Origin of the sequence: Pseudomonas sp. FW305-28, from assembly GCF_017351395.1 — a bacterium.
GTDB classification, from domain to species: Bacteria; Pseudomonadota; Gammaproteobacteria; order Pseudomonadales; family Pseudomonadaceae; genus Aquipseudomonas; species Aquipseudomonas fluorescens_AA.
In genome coordinates this window covers 15,755-37,530 of sequence record NZ_JACNDD010000021.1, presented here as the reverse complement: position 1 = coordinate 37,530, position 21,776 = coordinate 15,755, and the positions used below count along the sequence as shown (strand labels likewise).

General features: G+C 62.3%; 18 protein-coding genes. 4 read left to right on the top strand and 14 right to left on the bottom strand.

Going from position 1 to position 21,776, the window contains the following annotated elements; genetic code table 11:
- Window positions 1-16: 16 nt before the first annotated feature.
- From nhaB to J4E53_RS07470, 3 genes are all read right to left on the bottom strand, one after another.
- Entirely contained in the window at window positions 17-1,519 is a 1,503-nt protein-coding gene (nhaB, locus tag J4E53_RS07480; protein WP_103308292.1) for a sodium/proton antiporter NhaB, read from the bottom strand.
- Window positions 1,520-1,614: 95 nt separating this feature from the next.
- Window positions 1,615-2,904 (bottom strand): hypothetical protein, encoded by a 1,290-nt coding sequence (locus J4E53_RS07475; RefSeq protein ID WP_103308291.1) that lies wholly within the window; start codon window positions 2,902-2,904, stop codon window positions 1,615-1,617.
- 184 nt (window positions 2,905-3,088) lie between these two features.
- A complete protein-coding gene (locus tag J4E53_RS07470) occupies window positions 3,089-3,355 on the bottom strand; it encodes a hypothetical protein (RefSeq protein ID WP_013693488.1) in 267 nt (88 codons plus the stop codon).
- Window positions 3,356-3,696: 341 nt separating this feature from the next.
- Between J4E53_RS07470 and J4E53_RS07465 the strand changes: the two genes are divergently transcribed.
- Window positions 3,697-5,022: a sigma-54 dependent transcriptional regulator gene (locus tag J4E53_RS07465; protein WP_060742557.1), complete on the top strand. Its 1,326-nt coding sequence runs from the start codon at window positions 3,697-3,699 to the stop codon at window positions 5,020-5,022.
- A gap of 148 nt (window positions 5,023-5,170) precedes the next feature.
- On the opposite strand, the gene J4E53_RS07460 is transcribed toward J4E53_RS07465, so the two are convergent.
- The 9 genes from J4E53_RS07460 to J4E53_RS07420 all read right to left on the bottom strand — a co-directional run bounded on the left by J4E53_RS07460 (window position 5,171) and on the right by J4E53_RS07420 (window position 12,508).
- Entirely contained in the window at window positions 5,171-6,454 is a 1,284-nt protein-coding gene (locus J4E53_RS07460) for a transporter (protein WP_060742556.1), read from the bottom strand.
- Between the two features lie 46 nt (window positions 6,455-6,500).
- Window positions 6,501-7,247: a hypothetical protein gene (locus J4E53_RS07455; RefSeq protein WP_060742555.1), complete on the bottom strand. Its 747-nt coding sequence runs from the start codon at window positions 7,245-7,247 to the stop codon at window positions 6,501-6,503.
- A gap of 58 nt (window positions 7,248-7,305) precedes the next feature.
- Window positions 7,306-7,986 (bottom strand): C39 family peptidase, encoded by a 681-nt coding sequence (locus J4E53_RS07450; protein WP_060742554.1) that lies wholly within the window; start codon window positions 7,984-7,986, stop codon window positions 7,306-7,308.
- Window positions 7,987-8,159: 173 nt separating this feature from the next.
- Entirely contained in the window at window positions 8,160-9,143 is a 984-nt protein-coding gene (locus J4E53_RS07445; RefSeq protein WP_060742553.1) for a hypothetical protein, read from the bottom strand.
- A 59-nt stretch (window positions 9,144-9,202) separates the two neighbouring features.
- Window positions 9,203-9,796, bottom strand: a complete 594-nt coding sequence (locus J4E53_RS07440; RefSeq protein ID WP_103308290.1) for an adhesin — start codon at window positions 9,794-9,796, stop codon at window positions 9,203-9,205.
- A gap of 1 nt (window position 9,797) precedes the next feature.
- Window positions 9,798-10,244: a hypothetical protein gene (locus J4E53_RS07435; protein ID WP_060742551.1), complete on the bottom strand. Its 447-nt coding sequence runs from the start codon at window positions 10,242-10,244 to the stop codon at window positions 9,798-9,800.
- A gap of 321 nt (window positions 10,245-10,565) precedes the next feature.
- Window positions 10,566-11,090 carry an AAA family ATPase gene (locus J4E53_RS07430; protein ID WP_060743230.1) on the bottom strand — a complete coding sequence of 175 codons (525 nt, stop codon included), beginning with the start codon at window positions 11,088-11,090 and terminating at the stop codon, window positions 10,566-10,568.
- On the bottom strand, window positions 11,087-11,650 hold the full coding sequence (gene pnuC / locus J4E53_RS07425; protein ID WP_060742550.1) for a nicotinamide riboside transporter PnuC: 564 nt from the start codon (window positions 11,648-11,650) through the stop codon (window positions 11,087-11,089). Before pnuC ends, J4E53_RS07430 begins: the two co-directional genes overlap by 4 nt.
- A gap of 234 nt (window positions 11,651-11,884) precedes the next feature.
- A complete protein-coding gene (locus J4E53_RS07420; RefSeq protein WP_103309972.1) occupies window positions 11,885-12,508 on the bottom strand; it encodes a TetR/AcrR family transcriptional regulator in 624 nt (207 codons plus the stop codon).
- Between the two features lie 82 nt (window positions 12,509-12,590).
- Here J4E53_RS07420 and J4E53_RS07415 point away from each other — a divergent pair, with 82 nt between their 5' ends.
- Window positions 12,591-13,220 carry an NAD(P)H-dependent oxidoreductase gene (locus tag J4E53_RS07415; RefSeq protein WP_103309974.1) on the top strand — a complete coding sequence of 210 codons (630 nt, stop codon included), beginning with the start codon at window positions 12,591-12,593 and terminating at the stop codon, window positions 13,218-13,220.
- 2 nt (window positions 13,221-13,222) lie between these two features.
- Here the strand turns inward: J4E53_RS07415 and J4E53_RS07410 are convergent, their stop codons facing one another.
- The gene (locus J4E53_RS07410; RefSeq protein WP_103309975.1) at window positions 13,223-14,785 is read right to left on the bottom strand and encodes a murein L,D-transpeptidase; all 1,563 of its coding nucleotides are present in this window, start codon (window positions 14,783-14,785) and stop codon (window positions 13,223-13,225) included.
- A gap of 162 nt (window positions 14,786-14,947) precedes the next feature.
- Between J4E53_RS07410 and J4E53_RS07405 the strand changes: the two genes are divergently transcribed.
- Both J4E53_RS07405 and J4E53_RS07400 read left to right on the top strand, forming a co-directional pair.
- Window positions 14,948-15,631 (top strand): murein L,D-transpeptidase catalytic domain family protein, encoded by a 684-nt coding sequence (locus J4E53_RS07405; protein ID WP_060743207.1) that lies wholly within the window; start codon window positions 14,948-14,950, stop codon window positions 15,629-15,631.
- Window positions 15,632-15,717: 86 nt separating this feature from the next.
- A complete protein-coding gene (locus J4E53_RS07400) occupies window positions 15,718-16,674 on the top strand; it encodes a class I SAM-dependent methyltransferase (RefSeq protein WP_103309976.1) in 957 nt (318 codons plus the stop codon).
- On the opposite strand, the gene J4E53_RS07395 is transcribed toward J4E53_RS07400, so the two are convergent.
- Window positions 16,643-21,766: a dermonecrotic toxin domain-containing protein gene (locus tag J4E53_RS07395; RefSeq protein WP_103309978.1), complete on the bottom strand. Its 5,124-nt coding sequence runs from the start codon at window positions 21,764-21,766 to the stop codon at window positions 16,643-16,645. The two genes, J4E53_RS07400 and J4E53_RS07395, sit on opposite strands and share 32 nt — an antisense overlap.
- Window positions 21,767-21,776: the final 10 nt, after the last annotated feature.

Below are 21,776 nucleotides of genomic sequence, written 5' to 3'. Positions count from 1 at the left end.
CTCGCTCCCACAAGGGTTACAGCCAGTAAGTCACCGCATACCAGCCCAAACCGCCCATCACCACGGTGTAGGGCAGGGCCATCCAGACCATCCGGCCATAGGACAGGCGAATCAGCGGCGCAATCGCCGAGGTCAGCAGAAACAGGAACGCAGCCTGGCCGTTCGGTGTCGCGACACTCGGCAGGTTGGTGCCGGTGTTGATGGCCACCGCCAGGGTCTCGAACTGTTCGCGGCTGATGTGGCCGGAGACGAAGGCCTGCTTGACCTCGGTGATGTAGATGGTCGCCACGAACACGTTGTCGCTGATGGCCGAGAGCAGGCCGTTGGCAATGAACAGCATGCCGGGCTGCTGGTCGGCGGGCAGGGCCAGGACCCACTGGATCAGCGGCGTAAACAACTGCTGGTCGTGAATGACCGCCACCACTGCAAAGAACACCACCAGCAGCGACGTGAACGGCATGGCGTCCTTGAACGCATTGCCCAGCCGATGCTCGTCGGTGATGCCGGTGAAGGCGGTAATCAAGACGATGACCATCAAGCCGATCAGGCCGACTTCGGCAATGTGCAAGGCCAGGCAGACGATCAGGATAAGCGCGGCAAGACCCTGGACGATCAGGGCTGCGCGCTGGCGTGCGGTGCGTTCGCGATTGTCCTGCTCGGCGTAGTCGGCCAGTACCGCGCGCACGTTTTGGGGCAGGAGCGTGCCGTACCCGAACCAGCGCAGTTTCTCCAGCGCCACGCAGGTCAGCAGCCCGGCAACCAGCACTGGCAGCGACACAGGAGCGACTTTCACGAAGAAATCAGCGAAATGCCAGCCCATCTCATGGCCGATCAGCAGGTTCTGCGGTTCGCCCACCAGGGTGCAGACACCGCCCAGCGCCGTGCCGACGGCACCATGCATCAGCAGGCTGCGCAGGAATGCCCGGAACTGTTCCAGGTCGCCATGGTGCAGCGACGGCAGGTCGTGGTCTTCATCGACGCTGCTGTCCTGGCGCGGATCGTTGCCCGATGCCACGCGGTGGTACACCGAATAAAAGCCCACCGCGGCGCTGATGATCACCGCCGTGACGGTCAAGGCATCGAGGAATGCCGACAGAAATGCCGAGAGAAAGCAGAACATCAAGGCCAACAGTGCCTTGGAGCGCACACCCAGGAGCAGGCGTGAGAACAGGAACAGCAGCAGGTCCTTCATGAAGTAGATTCCGGCCACCATGAACATCAGCAGCAGGATGACCGGGAAGTTGTGCAGCAATTCATCGTACAGCGCCTTGGGGCTGGTCATGCCCAACAGCAGGGCTTCGACCAGTAGCAGCCCACCGGGCATCAGCGGGTAGCATTTGAGGGCCATGGCGAGGGTGAAGATGAACTCCACGACCAGCATCCAGCCGGCGACCACCGGGCCGAGGGTCCACAGCACCAAGGCATTGAGAATCAGGAACGTGATGATGCACGCCTTGTACCAGCGCGGGGAATGCCCAAGAAAGTTGTGCGCGAAAGCTTGAGCCATCGAACCGGACATCGGCTGCTCCTTTTAATTAGAAGCGCGCAACTTGCCGTAACAAATGGGGAATATCAAGCCTAGGCATGAATACCGTTCGCCCACGACGATCTGACTCAGGCCCAATACCGCGCAACCACCGCCCGATAATGCCCCTGGAGCGAGTAGCCGCCCACCAGGATTCTGCCATCAGCCTGCAGCGCCAGGGCGGTGGCGGTGTCCAGGCTGTAACCGAGTCGAGTGCGAACCCAGCCTTTGCCTTCACCGAAATCCGGATCGAGGCTGGCATCCGGCAAATGCCGGGCGAGCACGAAGTCGGCTTCGATGCCGCCAATGGTCGCGCCAGCGGTCACGAGCTTGCCGTCCGGTTGAAGCTGGGCCGCCGTCCACTGGCTGGCGTTGCGCCCGATTGCCATGAGCTGGCACTGGCCTTGGTTGCAATGACGGTCCGGCGTGCCGTCCAGGCGCACTTTCAGGGACAGGCTATGCATCGGATCGCGGCTGCTGCCAAAGGCTTGTAGATTGCCGCTCGCATCCTGAACGATCTGGCTGACCATCACGCTATGACCCTGCGCCAGGATGGACAGGAAGCCCTCTTCGCCGAAGCTGTCATCGAGCTTGCCGCTGCTGTCATAACGGGCGATCAAGCCATGCTGGGGCAAGTCAATGGCGCCGCCGACGACGATATGGCCGTCAGCCTGGAGCATCAGGCAGCCGAGCCAGGTATTTTTCAAAGCCCGTCGGACCATCACGAAACCGCGACCGTTGAACGAGGTATCCAGGGCCCCGTCCGGCAGGAGTCGGATCAATACACCGACATGGTCGGACAATTGATAGTGATGGTTGGCGAGCAAGAGAATCCGGCCATCGGCCTGCACTTGCATGTCGCAGGCCTCGAGGCCTGGCACGCCGGGCGGCAGCCAGGGATCGCGCAGGCCTTGGGAGAGGTGGCCGCAGAGCCGGATGAGGTGTCGGCCAGCATTGCCGAAGCTCTGGACGGCATGGCCCTGCTGATCGAACAGCGCCAGGGCGGGAAGGGTGTGTTCGTTGTTTTCATAGTGCAGGCCGGACAGCAGGATGTGCCCGTCGGGCAGCTCGATCACTTTGCCCGCCGTCGCTTCGAAGCCCTGTTCGAATGCGCCGATCACGCAGCCGTGGCTGCCGAAACCGGGATCGGTGGAGCCGTCATGGTTGAGTCGCGCCAGCCCGAACCGGCTGCCATGGGCGGTCTCGATCCTGGCCGCGACGAGGATTCGGCCGGCACGGTCGAGGGTCAAGCCGGTGATCAGGCTCGAGGTGCTGCCTTCGAAATGAACCCAGGCTTTGCCGTTGGCGGCAAAGCCTGGGTCAAGTTGCCCGGCGTGGGTCATGGCCGGGGGGAGTTCAAACGCGAACTGATCGAGCATGCCTGCCTCTCCTTGCGTGTCGACCGGCCCGAAGGGGCGATGACTGCATGAGGGCAACATTCAATCCCTGAATGTGACAATGCACAACTGTCAGGTACTGCAGTTACAGGGGCGATGCGTGCCATAACAATGGCTTTACAACCCAATGCCAAGCCTGCAATCGATAACAGGCTCTATCGGCGGTTTATTCGGGCATCGACCAGGATTGCAAGGTATAGCCTTCCTGGCTCAATTCGGCACGGGCCTGTTTCAACAGATCGGCCAGTTGGACCGGGTCGGTATAGGCGCTGCTTGGAATCTGAGTGCGGCCAATATGGGTATTGGTACGGTCGATGACGGTCAGGCTAAGTTCGCCGTTACCGTCTTGTGGAGCCCAGGCCACGCATTGGAAAGGACGGAATGCGCGGTCGGCAATCAAAAGAGCTTCGTTGATACGGAGCGGGGCGTTCATGGCATTTTCTCTCAAGTGTGCCCAAACAAATGATGTGCCGTCGGTTGGGCGTACCGTGCGGCTGGTTACTTGTACTGATGTCCCGAACCGGTAGGCGGGTCACACATTATTTAAATAAATTTCGATTTTCTTTCAGACCAGGCTTTTGCTCTTTTGTTTGAAAGCCTCCTGAAAGAAAAGCGCCCATAACAACTAACGAAACGCTCGCTTATAACCAGTTTGAGGCGATCTCGATAATCAATTGATACAAGGGTGCGTCAACTTCTTGCTACTGTTACATGCAGGTTAGCCAAACGACTGTTTCTAATCATATTTCTTTATTTTGGCGCCAAGGATCAGTCATGGTCGAAGCCAGTACGTCACGTCGTCTGCTCGTGGTTGATCCCTGCGACGATTGCCATCGCCTGTTGCCAGCTCTGCGCACCATTGGTTGGGACGTGGACAGCTGCGCCCTCGAACACGCCGGCGATCGAACCTGTGACGTCGGCCTGTTGCGCTTGCAGCCTTTTCACCTGGAGCGTCCGGAAGCGGTCAAGGAGTTGATCAGCCGGAGCGGCACCGAATGGATCGCCGTGCTCAGCCAGGAAGTATTGCGCCTGCAAAACGTCGGTGATTTTGTCTGCGAATGGTTTTTTGACTTCCATACCTTGCCGTTCGACGTGTCCAGGGTCCAAGTAACACTGGGCCGGGCGTTTGGCATGGCGCGCTTGCGGGGGCAGGGCTCGATTCACATCGAACGGCCCGAACATGAACTGCTGGGCGACAGCAAGCCGATCCGCGAACTGCGCAAGTTATTGAGCAAGTTGGCGCCTGCCGAGTCGCCGGTGTTGATTCGCGGCGAGAGCGGCACCGGCAAGGAACTGGTGGCGCGCACCCTGCATTGTCAGTCTCATCGGCGCAACAAGCCGTTCATCGCCATCAACTGCGGCGCCATTCCTGAACACCTGATCCAATCGGAGCTGTTCGGGCATGAAAAGGGCGCGTTTACCGGCGCTCACCAACGCAAGATCGGACGGATCGAGGCGGCCCACGGGGGCACGCTGTTTCTCGATGAAATTGGCGACCTGCCGTTGGAATTGCAGGCCAACCTGTTGCGTTTCCTGCAGGAAAAACACATTGAACGGGTCGGTGGCAGCCAGCCGATTGCGGTCGATGTGCGGGTCTTGGCGGCCACCCATGTGGACCTTGAGGCGGCCATCGAGCAAAAGCGTTTTCGCGAGGATCTCTACTACCGCCTGAACGTGCTGCAAGTGGCGATGGCGCCCTTGCGCGAACGCCATGGCGACCTGGCGATGCTCGCCAGCCACTTTTCCCATTTCTACAGCCAGGAAACCGGCCGCCGCCCCCGCAGTTTCAGCGAGGATGCATTGGTGGCGATGGGCATGCACGACTGGCCCGGGAATGTGCGGGAGCTGGCCAACCGCGTCCGTCGCGGGCTGGTGCTGGCTGAAGGGCGGCAAATCGAAGCCCGGGACCTCGGCCTGGCCAGCCACCAGGGCGTCGCGGCACCGATGGGCACGCTGGAGGATTACAAGACTCGCGCCGAGCGCCAGGCCTTGAGCGATGTGCTCAACCGGCACAGCGACAACCTGAGCGTGGCCGCCCGGGTGCTGGGCGTATCCCGGCCGACGTTCTACCGTCTGCTGCACAAGCATCAGATTCGCTAGAGCAGCCTACACAACCCATTGTGGGAGCGAGCTTGCTCGCGATAGCGTCCTCTCATTCAGTATCAATGCTGACTGAAAAGGCCTTATCGCGAGCAAGCTCGCTCCCACAAGGGTTGTGCAGTGCGCTCATCACATATCCCTGAGCGCATCAGAAGTAATACGGGAATTTCAGGCTAAAGGTGAAGTCCGGCGCATCGTCGGTCAGCCCGATGGACAGGTTGGGCACGATGGTCAGGTTGTCGGACGCGGCGACGGTCATGCCGATGTTGAAGTAACCGGCGTTGGCGTCGCTGGAGGTCACCGACTCCCAGTCGCCACCGTCCTGTTTGAGCTTGCTTTTCTTTTGGATCAGGTCGGAGACCGAGAATGACATGCTCATCTTCTCGTTCAAGGCAAAGGCAATGCCCGCACCGAGCTGGAAGCTGTCGCCGATCCGCACTTTGCCCGGTACCTTCTGGTTGACTGTGGAACTGATGTCGTCGAACGATTCTTCGAAGTTATGGGTGTAGGACAGGGTACCGAACAGGACCGCCGGGTCGAAGGTCTTGACCAGCGAGAGCCCAGGCGTGATCGACCACACGCCATTGCCGGTGGGCAGGTCGTCAGGTACGAACAGGTTGGTGTTGGCCTGGGATTGGCGCAGCTTGATGCCAAACGGGTCCTTGCCGGTGGGCGCCTTGACTCGCAGGGTGACCACCGCGTCTGGAGAGTTGATCGACTCATCCATGAACTTGTAGGCGATGCCGAAGTTGACGTCGCCGATGGTCGGGTCGCGGGTCACGGTTTCTTCGCTGGTGACCCCGGCCGCGCCGTTGTTCGCGCCGCCTGACTGATACGTGGATTCGCGGTAGACCACCGGCACATTGAGGTCGAACTGCCAGCGATTATCGAAGTTATAGCGACCGGTGAGGTCCAGCGTCCAGGTGTCGGCCTTGATCCGGTCGAGGTTGATGTTGCCCAGGAAAATCGAATCCAGGGCCAGGAAGCCGTTGAGGATCAGTTGCCGCGTGTCGTAGCGCGAATAGGTCACGCCGGTCTCGAAACTGAACTTGCCGCCGCCGAAGAAGCCGCTGGCCTCGTCATAGAGATTGGAGACACTCTGGGCCGGCTGGGAGTCATCGGCCAGGGATTGCCCGTAGCCGCTGCCGCCGGCCGTTGTCGCGCCACCGCCGGCCACGGTCTGGTTGCCTTTCATGTCGGCCGGGGATTTGGCCAGGCGCTTGGGCTGCGGCGCGGAGGGTTGGTCCTCTACCTGGCGGACCCGCTGTTCGAGCACCGCCAGGGCTTTCTGCTGGACCTCGTATCGCTGCTTGAGCTCAAGAAGTTCCTGTTTCAGGGCCTCGATGTCGGCGTCCGGGGCCGCCTGCAACACGGCCGCCGGGAACAACGTGCTTAAACAGATCACAGCGCGCAACGATACGGATCGATACATGAAATATGCCGTCCCTATTTGCCCAATGGTCGGAAAACAGCGTAGTTCAATAACCGAGGTTACGGAGGCCGCGCAGTTGGGTCAGGTTGCAGTCCAATGCCCCGGCACTGGGGCCGTTGTTGTTCAGCACCACGTTGAGCTGCGTCATGTTGTTGACCAGGTTGCTATTGCCCAGCAGGCGAGTGTTCTGCAGCAAGCCGCCCTGGGCCACCTGTTGCAGGGTGCCGCCCTGGTTGTGGCTGGCCTGGATCGCCATTTGCACGCCGTTGCCGGTGGCGGTGACCGCGACGCTGCCGGCGGCGTTGCTGCCGCTGATGGTCTGGCCCTTGGTCAGCAGTTGGCCCTGGGAAGGCACGAGCGCCGGCGCCTGGTTGCTCTCTTTCACATTGATGTTGACGTTGTTGTAGGCCGTGTTGCCGTCTCCGGCGGCACGCACGCTCTGGGTCACGCCCTGGCTCGTGCCAAGGCCGGCGCCACCGGTAATGTTGCCGCTGCCCTGTTCCGGGACGCTGCCATTGCCGGTCTGCTTGATGGTGGAGACATAGAACTCGGGTTTGACGGTGGCGGCCTGGATCTGCATGGTGCTGGTAGCGCCGATCAAGTCGCCGCTGGCGTTGCGCCAGGTACTGCTCATGACGATGCCGAAGCTGATGACGCGGCCGGGCATGACATAACGACCGCGCAGCTCGGCAAGCTCCTGGTCCTTGACTTCGATGGGTTTGAAGCCGGCATGGGCATAGCCCGAGGCGGTCGCGAGCAGGCAGGCCAGCGACAGCCAGTGTGACGTTTTCATGTGCTGCTCCCGGAGCGTCCTGCTCCTTTTTGTACTTATTGTTGGCAGTGGTCGGCGATTAGAAAAAGTCGCTCTGTATGAAGCCGAAGTCCATCAGTTCCGCATCCCTGACCGGGTTGAAACCGTCCAGCTTGTTACGGGCTGTCAGGGGTTGAGGAGGGCTGCGTAGTGCATTGGTCTTGTCGTAGCCTGGGCCGACGATCGCAAAGACGATGCCGTTCCAGCCTTTGACGAACTCATCGTGGGTGTAGCGCTTGTGCCCCAGCACCGGGTCGCCGATGTAGACCCATTGCTTGTCGGCCCGCTGCAACACCACGAAGTGCTTGTAGCCGCGTATTTCCATCAGGACTACCACCGGAATCGTCACCGCTTCGAGTTTCTCTGGCGGTATGCGGTAGCCTCGGGCACGCATGCCGATGGTCTCCACGTAGCGCTTCATGTCCAGCATGGAAAACCCCTGGGTGCGAACCAGGTTCTGGTCGGCATTGACCAGCATGCCTTTGATGACGTGCTCTTCATCGACGTCAAGCCAATAGGCCTGGCGCAGCACCGTGGCCAGCGCGGCGGCGCCGCAACTGAAGTCGGTTTTCTGCTCGACGATGTCGCTGAATTTACGCTCGCGTACGCTTTGCACCGGTTTGTAGACCAGCATGCCGCCAGGCAGGGCGGCGACCGGCATCTGCGCCGCTTCAGCCATACACGTCAGGCAGAGCAGCAGGGAAACGGCAGTGACACGCATGATCAATACGCCTAGTGGACGTCCAGGAAAAAGCCCCCTGTGGGAGCGAGCCTGTGGGAGCAAAGCTTGCTTGCGATAGCGGTTTTAAAGCCAGCAGAGGGGCCGTACGTGACGACCTCGATCGCGAGCAAGCTGTGCTCCCACAGAGCTACTACCCCCACAGTGGTACTTTTTTACATGCAAGCCTTGCAGCCGGCCGCGATGGACAGCGAGTTGCTTTGCTGGTTGCCCACGCCTGCCGACACGTTGGCGCCGCCGTTACCGGAGAAGCCGTTCATGGAGTTGGTCATGGTGGCGTTGTTGATCACAGGGTTTTTCCAACCGTCGCGGGTCAGCACCTGCTGGGTGTTGCTGCCGGCCAGTTCGAAAGTCCCCACGGCGGAGAACTTGAACTTGTCGTCATCATGACCGCCGCCGTAGCCACCTTTGTTGCCCCAGCCGCCATGATCGTTGTCTTCGGCGGTACCGGTACCTTTGGCCTTGAATGTGCCTGAGGCGCTGTAGGTGCTGGTGAGGGTGTCGGTCTTGTAGGTCCGCACGCCTTTGTTGTCGACCACAAGGCCGGTGGAGGACTGGTCAGCCGAGGCCGAGGCCTGGGCGACACGGCCCCCGGATACGGCAATGGCCAGGTTGTTTTTCTGCTGGTTGAAGTTCCCGGCGGTCACGTTGATACCGATGTTGCCGGAGCCGTTGTTGCCCGCATTGGTGAGCGAGGCGTTGTTTTGCGTGGAGTTGTTCTTGACGTAGTTGTTGTTATTGACCTGCGTGGCGCTGGAGGCGGCGACAGCCGAGCCGAAGATGAAGCTTTCGTCGGCGGTGGCCAGGGCGGCGGCGTTGTCCTGCTGGTTGCCGTCGCCACCGGCAATGTTGGCGCCCATGTTGCCGTTGCTGCCATTGAGCGAGTCAGTGGCTTCAGCGGTGTTGCGGGTGGCTTGGTTGGTCACGACGTTGCCGTCGCTGTTTTGCTCATCCAGCACGGTCGCGCCAGCCCCGGCGCTGATCGAGAGCAGTTGCTCGAGCGACGGACCTCTTGGGCCTTGATTGCCGTGGCCGTTACCGTGGCCGTTGCCACGCCCGTTACCATCGGCCTGTGCAGCCATTGCCATGACCGCGGCGAGAGCGAAAACCAATGGTTTGAGTGCCATTGTAGGTTTCATGGTGTTTCTCCTTGCGTGTCGTTGGTTAAGTGTCGGTACTTTCTTATGTAGCCCCCGGGTCAATCAGCGACCCGGATGCTCAGGGTGTTAGCCATTCGGTTCCCCACCCCGGCGCTCTGGTTCACCTGGATTACCCCTCGGCTGCCGGTGAAGGCCTGGTCGCTGGTAACGACCTGGCGACTGCCGGTTGGGGCGCCAGTTGCTCCTGAGTTCGGTAACAACGCCACGTTCTGTTGGGACAGGGCGCTGTCGTCCATGCTCTGCGGATGAGCACTGATGCCCACCCGCATGACATTGGCCATCTGGTTGTTGGCCCCGGCGGACTGGTTGACGCCCAGCACGCCGTTGCCGTTGCTGAAGGAATGGCCACCGATGCGGGCGGTGGCGTTCATGGAAGGGTTGGCCTGGGTGTCGACACGTTGCCGCACGTGGGTGCTTGCCTGGGCGTGGTCGCCAATGGCGATGGCCCGGGTGTTGGTTTGTTGGATCTGGTCGCCGGCCGCCTGGTTGACGTTGAAGTTGCCGGTGTAATGGCTGCCGGAATCCTGCAGGTTGGCGCTGCTGACCACTGCGACACCCGAATCGGCAAATACGGTGAAAGAGCTGAGCAGGGAAAGCATGAGCAGGGCGAGTAGAAACAGCACGGGCTTCATGTCACTGACCTCCCGCCAGCCGACCCAGCGGGGCCAGGCCGGAACTCAACGAGCGGTTGATGGTGCCTGAGATCGCGCCACCACTACCGCCACCGTGACCGGCATTCATGCCCGGCATGCCGTTGGGGTTGGTGACCACGTTCAAACCCTGCACGCCGGTATTGGGGGTGACAATGTTGCGGATCGACGAGCCGCTGGCCACGCTGGCGAACTCGCCATCGCTCAGTTCGGTGCTGGCGGTCGCTTGGTTGATTCGTTCGGAGGGGTTGGCATTGACGGTGGTCGGGTAGGGGTCTTTGCCGCCGTTGCGACCGATTGCGATGGGTTGTACGTCACGGCTGAGTACGATGACGCCGTTGCCCTCGGCCTGTACTGGCAGGCTGAGCGTTGCGCTGGCGGCGCAGCCGATCACGAGCAGACAGGTCAAACTTCTTTCGAAAGTCCCCACGGCATCGATTCCTTCTTCGGTGGGCTGGCCCTGGTCCAGCGTTGCGAAGTGGGGAAGAGCAGGTGTTGTGCCGTGTTTTGAAATACCCGCCAATTCAATGGGTTGGATTAAGGCAGGGAGCCCCGGGAAGGGATACTGTTTCAGCGTTGAGACAGGCGCCTGGCGGCCAAATGGCCATCAGCCGTTCCAGGGCTCTGGATCCAGGCTTTCAGGCGAGTGTTTCAGCAGCTTGACAGTCTTGATGACAAGGACATGAAACGGGGTTGAATCAGGGTTTGGTACGCGTGCGCTGTTTCAGAAGTGAAACAAATCAAGCGGCGCTCAGGCTTCAAGCAGTCGGGTAACGGCTGCAAACACCTGCTGGCGGCGTTGCACCCAGTTGCCCTGAATGATCTGGAAAGGTTGCCGATGTCGCCTCAGCCAAGTCTCGATCGCCTGGAAAAACGTCAGCCGTTCCGTCAACTCGGGCTGGCAGCGCAAACCGTCGCCCGTCCATTCGACCTGCTCAGGGCTCAACAACAGGTGCAGGTCGTAATGACGGGCCAGCAGCGCCGGTTCGAGCCACTCCGGGCAATCGCCGAACAGGGTCTGGCTCCAGAGGATGTTACTCAACAGGTGAGTGTCGAGGATCAGCAGCGCCGGCCGATGGGCACGCGCCTGGTCTTCCCAGGCCAGTTGGCCGGAGGCGATGTCGGTGATGTCGGCCAGGCAGGTATCGCGTTGGGTCTGCTCCATGAAATGGCGCACGTACTCATCCACCCGCACGCCACCGAAGTGTTCCTGCAATTGCGCCGCCAGCCAGCTTTTGCCGCTGGATTCCGGGCCGGTCAGGACCACCACCTTCATGCGCGCAGGGCCGGGTCGGCGCGCCATTCGCGCCAGCCTTGCACGGCCAGCAGGGTGAACAGGGCATAGAGTGCGGCGGTCAGGTGCAAGCCCTTGTAGATGAACAAGCCAACGAAAATCACGTCCAGGGCGATCCACAGCGGCCAGCATTGCACGCGTTTTTGCGCCATCCACCACTGGGCCACGAGGCTGAACCCCGTGAGCGCGGCGTCGAGCCAGGGCTGGGCGGCGTCCGTCCAGTGGGCCATGGCGGCCCCCAACAGCAAGCTGCCTGCCGCGCCGATGGCCAGGCCGAGCAACACCGATGGCCCACCGAGGCGGCTGACCTGGCGCCCATCATGATTGCGTCCGGCACGGGTCCATTGCCACCAGCCATAGAGTTGCAGCACCGCGTAGACAACCTGCAGCAGCATGTCCGAGTACAACTTCACCTCGAAAAAAATCCAGCTGTACAGCAGCACCATGACCAGGCCGATGGGCCAGCACCAGGGGTTCTGCTTGACGGTCAACCAGACGGCGATCACGCCGAGGGCTGCGGCAAACAGTTCAAGCCCGGACATGGCGATTCCTTGGGAAAGAGGAGAGGGCGGCGATTGTAAACGCTATGGCGTGGAGAGCTCCAATACCAATGTCGAATGGGCTGCCGCTATCGCGAGCAAGCTCGCTCCCACAAGGGATTTGTGGTTGACACCCAACCAGAGACCCATGCCAAACCAATGTGGGAGCTGTGAATACCAAGCTTGGAACCAACACCAAACCAATGTGGGAGCGAGCTTGCTCGCGATAGCGGTGGGTCAGCTTGAAGGGTTATCGGCGGTCCTGGTCACCATCGCCACGATACTGGCCAACAACTCTTCCTTCGCCTCGTCAGCGCTGATTTCCCCAGTAGCGGCGGCATTGGACAATGCTTCCGCCGCTCCCAGCATCGCCCGCAAACCGGCCTGGGTGATGCCCTTCGTGCCGGCGAACGGCTCCAGCACCGCGCGGCACTTGTCGAGGAAAATGCCCTCGTATTCGCGCTTGATACGTTCCAGCTCCGGCGAGCTTGTCAACGCTGCAATCACCCCGGGAATCTCTCGCCCTTGCAACAACACGCATTCGACGTAGGAAGAAGCGATCACCGCCGCCCGGCTTTGCAAGGTGGCGTCACTGGCATCCAGGGCCGCCTCCATCAGCGCGGTCTGGCGGGCATCGAAATCCTGGTAAAGCGCCGCCAGCAGCCCAGACCGGGTAATGAAGTGGTTGTAGACGATGGGTTTGGTCACCCCCGCCTGGTCCGCCAGCCGGGCCAGGGTCAGGGCGTCACTGCCCTCCTCGCGCACCAGCCGCCAGGCGGCATCCAGCAATTGGCGCTGCCGGTCGTGCCGGGATAAACGACGACGAGGTGAAGCCTGCGAATGTTCGTCAGTGCTTGACATGCTAACTTTACCAACCGTAACTTACTAAGCGTAACTTAAGCATACCTGTCATCAAGACCTCGTGACCAGAAGGAGTTTCGCCATGCATGCACTCATCGTTGTGGCCCACCACGATCCGCGCTCCCTCACCCACAGCCTGGCCGGGAAAATCGCCGAGGGCATCACCCGCGCCAACCCTGCAAATACGTTCGAGATCGCCGACCTGGCTGCCGAAGGCTTCGAGCCGCGCTTCAGCTTTGCCGACCACGCCGTGCACCACCGCGAGGCCTTGCCGCCCGCGGATGTGCTGGCCGAACAAGCCAGAATCGATCGTGCCGACGCGTTGGTGCTGGTCTATCCGATTTATTGGTGGTCCATGCCGGCACTGCTCAAAGGCTGGATCGACCGGGTGTTTTCCAACGGCTGGGCGTTCGATTTCAGCCTCGACAAGCCGTTTATCCAGAAGCTGCAGCACCTGCCGGTCCATTTGGTGGAAGTCGGTGGCGCCGATGCCGACAGCTTCCAACGCCATGGCTACGGTGAGGCGATGACCACGCAGATCGACCATGGCATTTTCGGTTATTGCGGTGCCCGAGTAGTGAGTTCCCAGCGTTTGCTCGACTCGGAAACCGCCGATCCGCAACAGCATTTGCAGGCCGCCGGCGTTATCGGCCAGCGGTTATTCGCAACGCTCGACGAAACCACCCACGCGCCCGCGACCGCATGCGCCTGAGGTCAGAGCGCACGACCAAGGGCGGCAGACAGTGTCACGTCACGCCCGTAGATATCCGGGACATACACCGCCTGGCCCTGGCTGTCCGCTTGTGCTGTCCAGTAGCCGAGCAGGATCGGCACGGGCCGGGCCAGCCTGAACTCGTGGGTCGACTCACTGGCCAGCAACGTGTCGGTGCGCGCGCGTTCGGCCGGGCTTACCAGCAGGTCGCGCAGGTGCATCACTTGCTCGATCCGCACGCAGCCTGAACTGAAGGCCCGCGGGCCTTTGCTGAACAACGCCTGGCTCGGTGTGTCATGCAGGTACACTGAAAATGGATTGGGAAAACGGATCGCCATTTTGCCCAACGGGTTCTTCGGACCTGGATCCTGGCGCAGCATGAGATTGCCCGGGTGCTCCCAGTCGATATTTTCCGCCAGCAACGGCAGGCCATCGCCATCGAGGATCCGCAGGTTGTGGCGGCTGAGAAACTCCGGATCGCGACGGATCTCGGGCAGTTTGTCTTCGCGCATGATGGTCGGCGGAATGGTCCAGGTCGGGTTGAGTGTCAGTCGGGTGACGTGGGATTTGAGCAGCGGCGTCTGCCGTTGCGCACGGCCCACCTGGGTGCGGGTTTGCCAGACCGGCGCGCCGCCCTGGTAGACCGTCAACTGCGCCGCCGCCACGTTGACCAGGACGCTATCGGTCTCCACGTCCTGGGCCAGCCAGCGCATGCGCTCCAGGTTGATGCGCAACTGCTCGCGGCGCATGGCCGGGCTGATGTTCAGCTCGGTGACGGTCCACGGCCCCACCACGCCATCGGCCTGCAACGAATGCTGGGCCTGGAAGCTCTTCATCGCCTCCACCAGCATGGGGCTGTAGTGCTCGTCGCTCACCTGCGGCGGCGTACTCAGGTAACCCTCGTTGAACAGTCGTTGGGCCAGGGCGGGTACGCGGGCGTCCTGTTTGTCCGGTTGCAGCAACGGCCCGCCCGGCACAGCTTGCCATTCGGCCAAAGGCTGTTGCCGCAGCCGGGCATAGAGGCCGCGCAGGTTGCGGTAGAGGTCCAGGTTCGGCCGCGCCTGTTCAAAAGCGTCGGCCAGGTTCTGCAGACCCAGCCCGGCGATGGCCAGTACCACGGCCGGGTGGTCCTGTGGCGGTGGGTTGGCCTTCCACACCGGTTCCAGCCGGTCTTGAGGCAGGTAGCCGAAACGCAGGTCATGCAAGGCTTGCAGGTAGCGCCGGCTGATGGCGATGTCGGCACAATGAGGGACTTGGGTTACCCCCTCGACCGGCAAGCCATAGCGCGCGGGATCCAGACCGTCATCGGCCAGTTGTTGCAACTGGACCTGCAACGCCCCCCGTCGTTCGTCGTCCGACCAGACTTCCTGGCCTGCGTTTTGCTGATAGAACGCCTGCAAGTCGAGCAGTGTCGGAAAGTCGGCACCCACCGCGACGTCCGGGCACGCGGCCGCCAATTGCGCCAGGGTGGTCTGCACCAGTGCCGGATCGCTGTCTTCGGCTGTGGCGACCAATGGCGCAGTGAGCAATAAAAGGCTCAGGTAACATGCGGACTTTTTGAACAACTGCTTTACTCCAATCCATGGCCGTCTCGTTGACGGTGAATTTTGCGACAGGTACGACCCGCCATCATGCAGACAAACGAAATCGGACGGGATGCCGCGAACGAACACCACGTTGGAACCCCTTCGCCTGTATCGGGCTTTTTGCGCCGATTCTGCCTGCTCATGCTGGGCCTGGGCATCATTTGCAGCCCGGCGCTGGCCGAAAAAAAGGCAAAGTCGCAAACGCTTTACCACAGCCTCGCCCAGGCAGCGCCGGAACTCAATCCCCTGGCGCTCAAAAGTGCCTTGAGCGCCATGCAATGCGCGGTCGCCAATGGCGCTGGCCAGGCCCGTCACCTGGCGGTGATCGACTACTCGCAACCGTCCACGGCCCGGCGCTTGTGGATCTTCGACTTGCGCCAGAAGAAGCTGGTGCTGCGCGACCTGGTGGCCCATGGGCAGAAATCCGGGGAAAATTTCGCCACGCAATTCTCCAATCGCCTGGGCAGCTATCAGTCGAGCCTGGGCCTGTTCCGCACCCAGGAAAGCTACCAGGGCACCCACGGCTATTCACTGCGCATGGACGGCCTGGAGCCGGGCTTCAATGACCAGGCCCGTGACCGGGCCATCGTGATCCATGCCGCCGACTACGTGAATCCGCTGTGGAGCGTGCGCCAGGGGCGTATCGGCCGCAGCCAGGGCTGTCCGGCCGTGCGCCCGCAAGTGGCGCGGCAGGTGATCGACAAGCTCAAGGGCGGCCAATTCATGTTTTCCTGGTACCCGGACCCGGGCTGGCTCAAGCGTTCGGCCTATCTCAACTGCCAGCCGCAACAGGTGGCGAGCATTCTGGCTACCAGCGGTGGCTGAACAGGCCGTCGCTGCGTAACTGAGCGGGAGCAAGCTGTCTCGCCACAGGTTAAAATGCCGGCCTTTCGAATCGCCGGCCTTGCCTGATGACCCCTCAAGTTCTACATGACCTGCAGACCCATTTGCTGACAGCCCTGGCGTCCCCGCCGGAAGAAACCCGCCGTTTGTTCCATGGTCGCGGCCGTTGCTGGCCGGGGTTGGAGCAGATCACCGTCGACTGGCTGCAAGGGATTGTGCTGGTATCGTTGTTCAAGGAACCGGAACCGACGCAGTTGGATGACTTGATGTCCATGCTGCTCGCCCTTGCCGCCGCGCCCGCCTGGAAAAACAGCGGCGCCCGTACCCTCGCCGTGCAACACCGCTACCTGCCCCAGAGCCTCACCCAATGGCTGGTGGGCGACCCCATCGACGAATGGACCCTGACCGAAGGTGGCCTGCGCTATCGGATCGACTTGGGCAAGAAACAGAACAACGGCCTGTTCCTCGACATGCGCTACGGCCGTGACTGGGTCCGAGCCAATGCCGCCGGCAAGCGCGTGCTGAACCTGTTCGCCTACACTTGCGGCTTCTCGGTGGCGGCCATCGCCGGCGGTGCGCGGCATGTGGTCAACCTGGACATGTCGCGGGCGGCCCTGAGTCGAGGCCGTGACAACCATCGCCTGAACGGCCATGACCTTGGCCAGGTGAGTTTCCTCGGCCATGACCTGTTCAAATCCTGGGGCAAAGTGATCAACGGCGGACCCTATGACCTGGTGATCATCGATCCGCCGACCTTCCAGAAAGGCAGCTTCCTGCTGACCAAGGACTACCAGCGGGTCCTGCGCCGCCTGCCGGAACTGCTGACGGCCGACGGCACGGTCCTGGCCTGCAGCAATGACCCGGCCACCGGCCCGGACTTCCTCATCGACGGCGTCACCCGCGAAGCCCCCGGCCTGACGTTCGTGCAGCGCCTGGCCAACCCACCGGAGTTTCCCGATGCCGACGTGCAATGTGGCCTGAAGGCGCTGGTCTTCACAGCGGCAGCACCGGCCACCAGGCGGTAACCAGGCTCCTGGTCACCCGGCGCACCAAGGCCTCGACCTCCCGGCTCTTGACCGAACGGTAGATGGCCATGGTGCGGCGCAACTGATCCTCGTTGAGCGTCACCGGCTGGCCACCCCTCCAATCCACATCGGCGACGGCTTCGAGCCCCGCGCGACGCCAGACGATCCGCTCGCCTTCGGTGACCGGCTCCAAGGGGCTGGGTAATCCGGGGTCCGGCGAAACCAGATTATCCAGCATGACCTGGGGCCAGCGGGACGGATCGATGGGCTCGCTGAAGGCATTCACCAAGTCGTCATCGACCGTTTCCCAGATCGCCAGTCCTTCGGGCCAGTCGCGGGACATCAACCCCAGGTAAGGTCGCCAGGTCATCTCGCCGGTACGTGGGGTTTGATCGTTGCTATTGAACGTATCCTGGGCGTCGCTGAGCCAATCGATGAACGCCTCCCGGCTCATTTGCGCCTGGCGTTGCACCGGATCGATAAAGCGGTCCATCAGCGCGAAGTCCCAATGGGAGAGATGTTCCGCCAGGAAACTCGAAAACGGCGCCCCGTCCCGAGCCAGTCGTGCACGCATCACCGACTCGAACATCGTGAAGTGCAGCTCCAGCTCGCCGATGTCTGGCTGCTGCCTGTCCTGGCTGCGGATTTGCAAGCGCGTGCGCAGTTGGCGAAGTTGCACATCGAAATCGCCAATCAAGGTAGGCAGGCGGCCATAGACGTTTCCATAGCCGATAAAGTGCTGCAGAACCGCCCCGGCCCTCTGGCGAACGCCAAACGCCAGTCCGGCGGGGGAATCCTCGTCGGCTTCGCGGACGCGACCAGAAAACCAATCGATGAAACCCCGCATCCCGGGATCGTCACGGGCGACCTCCAGTGCCCTTTGGAGCGAGGCAGAAATATAGAGCCACTCGTCGACGGTGTAGTGAAACGCCTCGGGAAACACATTGCGCAGGGCATTGATCTGGGCGCTGGGCAAGGGATTGTCGTCAAGCCAGACTCCAAGTGTGTCAAGGCTCGGCAAACGGTTGAGCGCCGGGAGCAGGTCATCCTGGATAGAGGTGATACGGTTGCCGCTGAGATCGACGACGAACGTATCGGAGATGAACACATCGGAATGCCTGGCCAGCACCGCCAAGGCCAACGCGGGCACCAGATCCAGCCCGGTCCTGCCCAGTTCCAGCGTCATCAGGTTTGCAAGCTCGGGGAGCTCCGGCAGGTCCCGGCAGTTGTTTCCACTCAGGCGCAGTTCCTGCAAAGCGGTGGCACTGCGCAGGAAGGTGCTGCCCTCCTCGTCCAGCCGCAAGCCACAGCGCGCCAGGTTCAGCGCTCGCAGGTCGGGCAATGTGGCCGTCAGGGCCTGCAACTGCTCGGGCGTGAAATCCAGGTTGTCGGCCCATATGACTTCACGCAGGGACGGTAGCGAAGCCAGGCTGCCAATGGCGGCAAGCACCTCGGCGTTGGTTCCCGAAGCCGCGCCGCTGCTGATCCCGGACAAGTCCAGGGTCCATAACGGGATCGTGGGATCGTCGCCCAGCAGCGGCGTAAACACTTCCGCGTTCAAGTGCAACGGGTTGCGGGCCAATGACAGATCCACCAGCGCCCGCAACTCAGTTACCGCAACGGGGACGGCGGTGAGGTGATTGCCCCGCAGGCTAAGCGATTCGATGCCGGGGAACATGCGCAGGAAATCTGAAGGATCCTCGACCAGCTCCAGGTTGGCCAGCACCACTGATTCGATGTGCTCGAAACGAACATTGACGGGGGGCAGCCGGCCGACGTTGATGTTTTCTATCCGCAATACCAACTCTGCGCCCTCCCGGCCCGGGTCAGGCGCGCGCTGCCAGGCCCGGCGAATTTCCCTCGCGATGACCTGGCGCTGCGCGACCAGTGCCTCACGGTCCAGTATCTGTTCGGCGGGGTGATGAAAGCCTTCCTGGTCGACCCATTGGCGCAGCCCCTGGTCCAGGGTGGTCCATTCGTGCTCCAGGCGGGTGATCACATCGTTGAGGCTGATGCCCTCGAGTCCGGCCTGTTCAGTCAGGCCAAGCTGCAGCCGTTCCAGTGCATTGCCCGCGTGGGCGGGATAGAGCCGCTCCAGACGCTGACGCGTGCTGCCTTGCCACTCCTGCAACGGCAGCCGGCCACGGCCGCTGAGCGGGTAAACCAAGTGTCCGTTCAGCCATTGCGGACGAGACCCGAGGCTGCCCAGGCGACGCATCGCCAAGTACGGACGCAGGGCTTGCCGGTCTTCCAGGGCCTGTGCCAGCAGTTGGCTGCGCAGCCGGTCCGCCTCCCAGATGTTCAGGCCCAGGGCGCTGCGAGCCTCATCCGGCATGGCACTTAGCAGCGCAGCCTCCAGGGCGACGGCGTTCGCCAGTTCTTCGCCGGTTTCGTCGAAGGGGCGGTACAGTTCACCTTCCTGGCGGATGACTTTCAGCGGCCCGGCGTCCCCCAACTCGACCGGATCCGCCAGCTCGCGCAACCACAGGCGCAGGTGCAGGCGACCGCGGAGCCTGGGCATATCCGCCAGCAGGCCCATGACGATGCGATCCCGATCGACGCTGCTTTCGCCACGTTCCAGGGCGCGCAGCGCACGGCTCAAGCGCAGCTCGCGCAACGCTTCGGCCGCCCGCCTGCCGAGGTCCCCAGCCACCCGCCCCTCGAGCAAGCGCAGCCGGTCTTTGCCTGTCACGTCGCGAACGAGCTCGTTGGCGATGGATTCAGGCAGGCTGGGGAATGCCTGGACCAAGGGAACTGCCAGTGGATCGAGTCGGGTGGACCTGCCCATGGCCATCGTCACCCGCCTGGCGTCACGCTCCAGGCGGGTGGCCCAACGGCTGGCCAACAGGCGACTTTGCTCCAAGGGTTGCAAACCGATACTGCTTTGCCCCAACAGTACGGTTTGCTCATCGCTGCTCAGGCCTTCCAGGATGCGAGCGGCCCAGGCGTCGTGGGCCAGGTCGGTTTTGGTCAGGAGGATGGAACGGGTGTCGGCCGTATCGCCTACCGGGTAGAGATTGACGCCATCGTGGTAGCGCAAGGTCATGTCTTCCGGCCAGCCCGGCAACTCCACGAGGGTCTGGACGATGCGAAAATGCATCCCTTGCGGTGCTTCGCCACGGCGCAGGCGTTCGATGGTGCGCCGCACCCATTGCCAGTTCCGCACCTCGTCCAGGGCATCGGCCAGTATGGCCGGCATTGGCCGCGCCTCCACTTGCAGGTAGCGCAGATGCGCTTCGCTGATACCGACCTGGCGTTGCAAGGCCAGGATCGTAGAGTCGTCAAGTTCGGCGGGCGTCTCGGCGAAGGTTCGCAACAGCTCCAGGCCACTTCGCTGCAAGGGGTTGCGATGCGCCCACTGCCAGCCTCGCGTGCGGTTCCATTCCAGCGGCGGTGCAACGCCCCTATGCCCGGGAGGCAGGCGCAGATTCACCTTGTCCCGCGTGCCTTGGACCTCGAAGTAACGATCCTCGATCCGCACCCAGGCCTCGTCAGCGGTGCGCCAGACACCCCAGGCGTCCTGCTCGGCCTCCACCGGAGGCAAGCGCTGTGCTTCGAAGGCGCGCACGTCGCCATTCCACAGGCGGGTGGTGCCGTCAGCGACGGGCATGGGCTCGATGGCTGCGCCAATGAAACCCAGGTAAGCGCCCTGGGCAACCCCGAACAAGGCGTTGAAGATATGCTCGATACCTTCTTGCGCGTGACCTTCATTGAACGCCTGGATCCCTTCGAATATTTCATACACCAGGCGCACCCCGCCCACCGCGGCGGCAACCATGCCCACCGGCGCGCAGAACGGGAAAAAGGTCGCGGCGACCATCAGCGAACGCTCGACCAGGCCTTCCCAGTATTCGAGGCGGGCCAGCAGCGCCCGCCAGTCCTGGTCCCGGGTCGGGACCATCAACGCCGAGGCGTTGGCCAAGGTATGACCGCGCCATTCATGGTAGGTGGAGTGCCAGGGATCCTCGCGCAGGTCATCCAGGCCCCAGGCCACCTTGGGCGTGGGGATCCGAATGCGTCGAGGGTTGTCGTCCTCGCCTCGCTCACCCTCGCGCCAACCGGTGATGCGGGCATGGATTTCCTGGAAGAGGTTGAGGTTGTCCGTGACCTTCCACTCCACCTGATCGTGCAGGGCCGATCCCAGGCTGGCCTGTAGACGCAGCGGCAGATAACGCAACAGGGTCTGGCGGTAACTGCGTTTGCGGACCCGCTCGGTCAGCTCGGCCGACAGTGCCTGCAAGCTGGGAAACTGCTTGAGCGGTGCCACTGCATCATGGGGCATGTGCAGCACGATCGGGCGAACACCATTGGCATCTCCTTCCAGTCCCCAGTACACCCGAACGCCGAACAACGGCGCCGACAGCAACGCCAGCGCCTTGACCTCGCAGGCCAGCGGCGCCACGGGCCGATCTTCCAACTGCACGCCGACGTGGGCCAGCAAGCGCTCACCGGTGTTGTCCAGACGTCCATCCAGCTTCGCCTCGTAGGCGTCATAGGCGAGCTGGCTGCGTGCATAGGCCATGTAGGCCGTGGCGACGATGGGCACCTGATGGCCGATACGCGGCAGCCGCCACTCGAGCGAGCGCCGGTAGGCCCCGCCCACATCCACGCTGCGGCACAGGCGAGCGAAGCTGGCCGGGGTCATGGGCAGCGGCGCGGTATCCGCTGGGGCGCCCCAACGATAGAACTCCCCGGGCTTGCCCTTGATGAAAAGTTCGCCTTTTCGATCGAACGCGCTGCCGGTGACTGCATCGTCGGGAGGATAGTTGCGCATGGCCGCCTCGACGACCGATAGCGCGGGGTCCGTGACGAACGAACTGCGCCGGACCCTTGCCCGACGTAGCGCATCCGCGACATCGCCGCGGCCATTGACCTGGCTCCAGCCTTGCACCTGCGGCTGCTCCTTGAGCAGGTCGAGGGTAAAGGCATAGGGCGTGGGCAGGTCCTTGAGCAATGCGTTGAGTGCATCGCTGTCGTGTTGCAGTTGCCGGGTGAGCACCCTGAAGCGCTCCTGCTGGGGCCGTGGGGCTCGTTTCAGCCAGGCGGGCAGCCTGGCCTGGATAAACTCGACATGGGTATCGAGGGTAGACATGGTGGACCTC

What these genes read in the sequence shown, in the direction of transcription:
- nhaB (WP_103308292.1), bottom strand. Translation starts at nt 1,519, where the DNA reads ATGTCCGGTTCGATGGCTCAAGCTTTCGCGCACAACTTTCTTGGGCAT.
- J4E53_RS07475 (WP_103308291.1), bottom strand. Translation starts at nt 2,904, where the DNA reads ATGCTCGATCAGTTCGCGTTTGAACTCCCCCCGGCCATGACCCACGCC.
- J4E53_RS07470 (WP_013693488.1), bottom strand. Translation starts at nt 3,355, where the DNA reads ATGAACGCCCCGCTCCGTATCAACGAAGCTCTTTTGATTGCCGACCGC.
- J4E53_RS07465 (WP_060742557.1), top strand. Translation starts at nt 3,697, where the DNA reads ATGGTCGAAGCCAGTACGTCACGTCGTCTGCTCGTGGTTGATCCCTGC.
- J4E53_RS07460 (WP_060742556.1), bottom strand. Translation starts at nt 6,454, where the DNA reads ATGTATCGATCCGTATCGTTGCGCGCTGTGATCTGTTTAAGCACGTTG.
- J4E53_RS07455 (WP_060742555.1), bottom strand. Translation starts at nt 7,247, where the DNA reads ATGAAAACGTCACACTGGCTGTCGCTGGCCTGCCTGCTCGCGACCGCC.
- J4E53_RS07450 (WP_060742554.1), bottom strand. Translation starts at nt 7,986, where the DNA reads ATGCGTGTCACTGCCGTTTCCCTGCTGCTCTGCCTGACGTGTATGGCT.
- J4E53_RS07445 (WP_060742553.1), bottom strand. Translation starts at nt 9,143, where the DNA reads ATGAAACCTACAATGGCACTCAAACCATTGGTTTTCGCTCTCGCCGCG.
- J4E53_RS07440 (WP_103308290.1), bottom strand. Translation starts at nt 9,796, where the DNA reads ATGAAGCCCGTGCTGTTTCTACTCGCCCTGCTCATGCTTTCCCTGCTC.
- J4E53_RS07430 (WP_060743230.1), bottom strand. Translation starts at nt 11,090, where the DNA reads ATGAAGGTGGTGGTCCTGACCGGCCCGGAATCCAGCGGCAAAAGCTGG.
- pnuC (WP_060742550.1), bottom strand. Translation starts at nt 11,650, where the DNA reads ATGTCCGGGCTTGAACTGTTTGCCGCAGCCCTCGGCGTGATCGCCGTC.
- J4E53_RS07420 (WP_103309972.1), bottom strand. Translation starts at nt 12,508, where the DNA reads ATGTCAAGCACTGACGAACATTCGCAGGCTTCACCTCGTCGTCGTTTA.
- J4E53_RS07415 (WP_103309974.1), top strand. Translation starts at nt 12,591, where the DNA reads ATGCATGCACTCATCGTTGTGGCCCACCACGATCCGCGCTCCCTCACC.
- J4E53_RS07405 (WP_060743207.1), top strand. Translation starts at nt 14,948, where the DNA reads ATGCTGGGCCTGGGCATCATTTGCAGCCCGGCGCTGGCCGAAAAAAAG.
- J4E53_RS07400 (WP_103309976.1), top strand. Translation starts at nt 15,718, where the DNA reads ATGACCCCTCAAGTTCTACATGACCTGCAGACCCATTTGCTGACAGCC.
- J4E53_RS07395 (WP_103309978.1), bottom strand. Translation starts at nt 21,766, where the DNA reads ATGTCTACCCTCGATACCCATGTCGAGTTTATCCAGGCCAGGCTGCCC.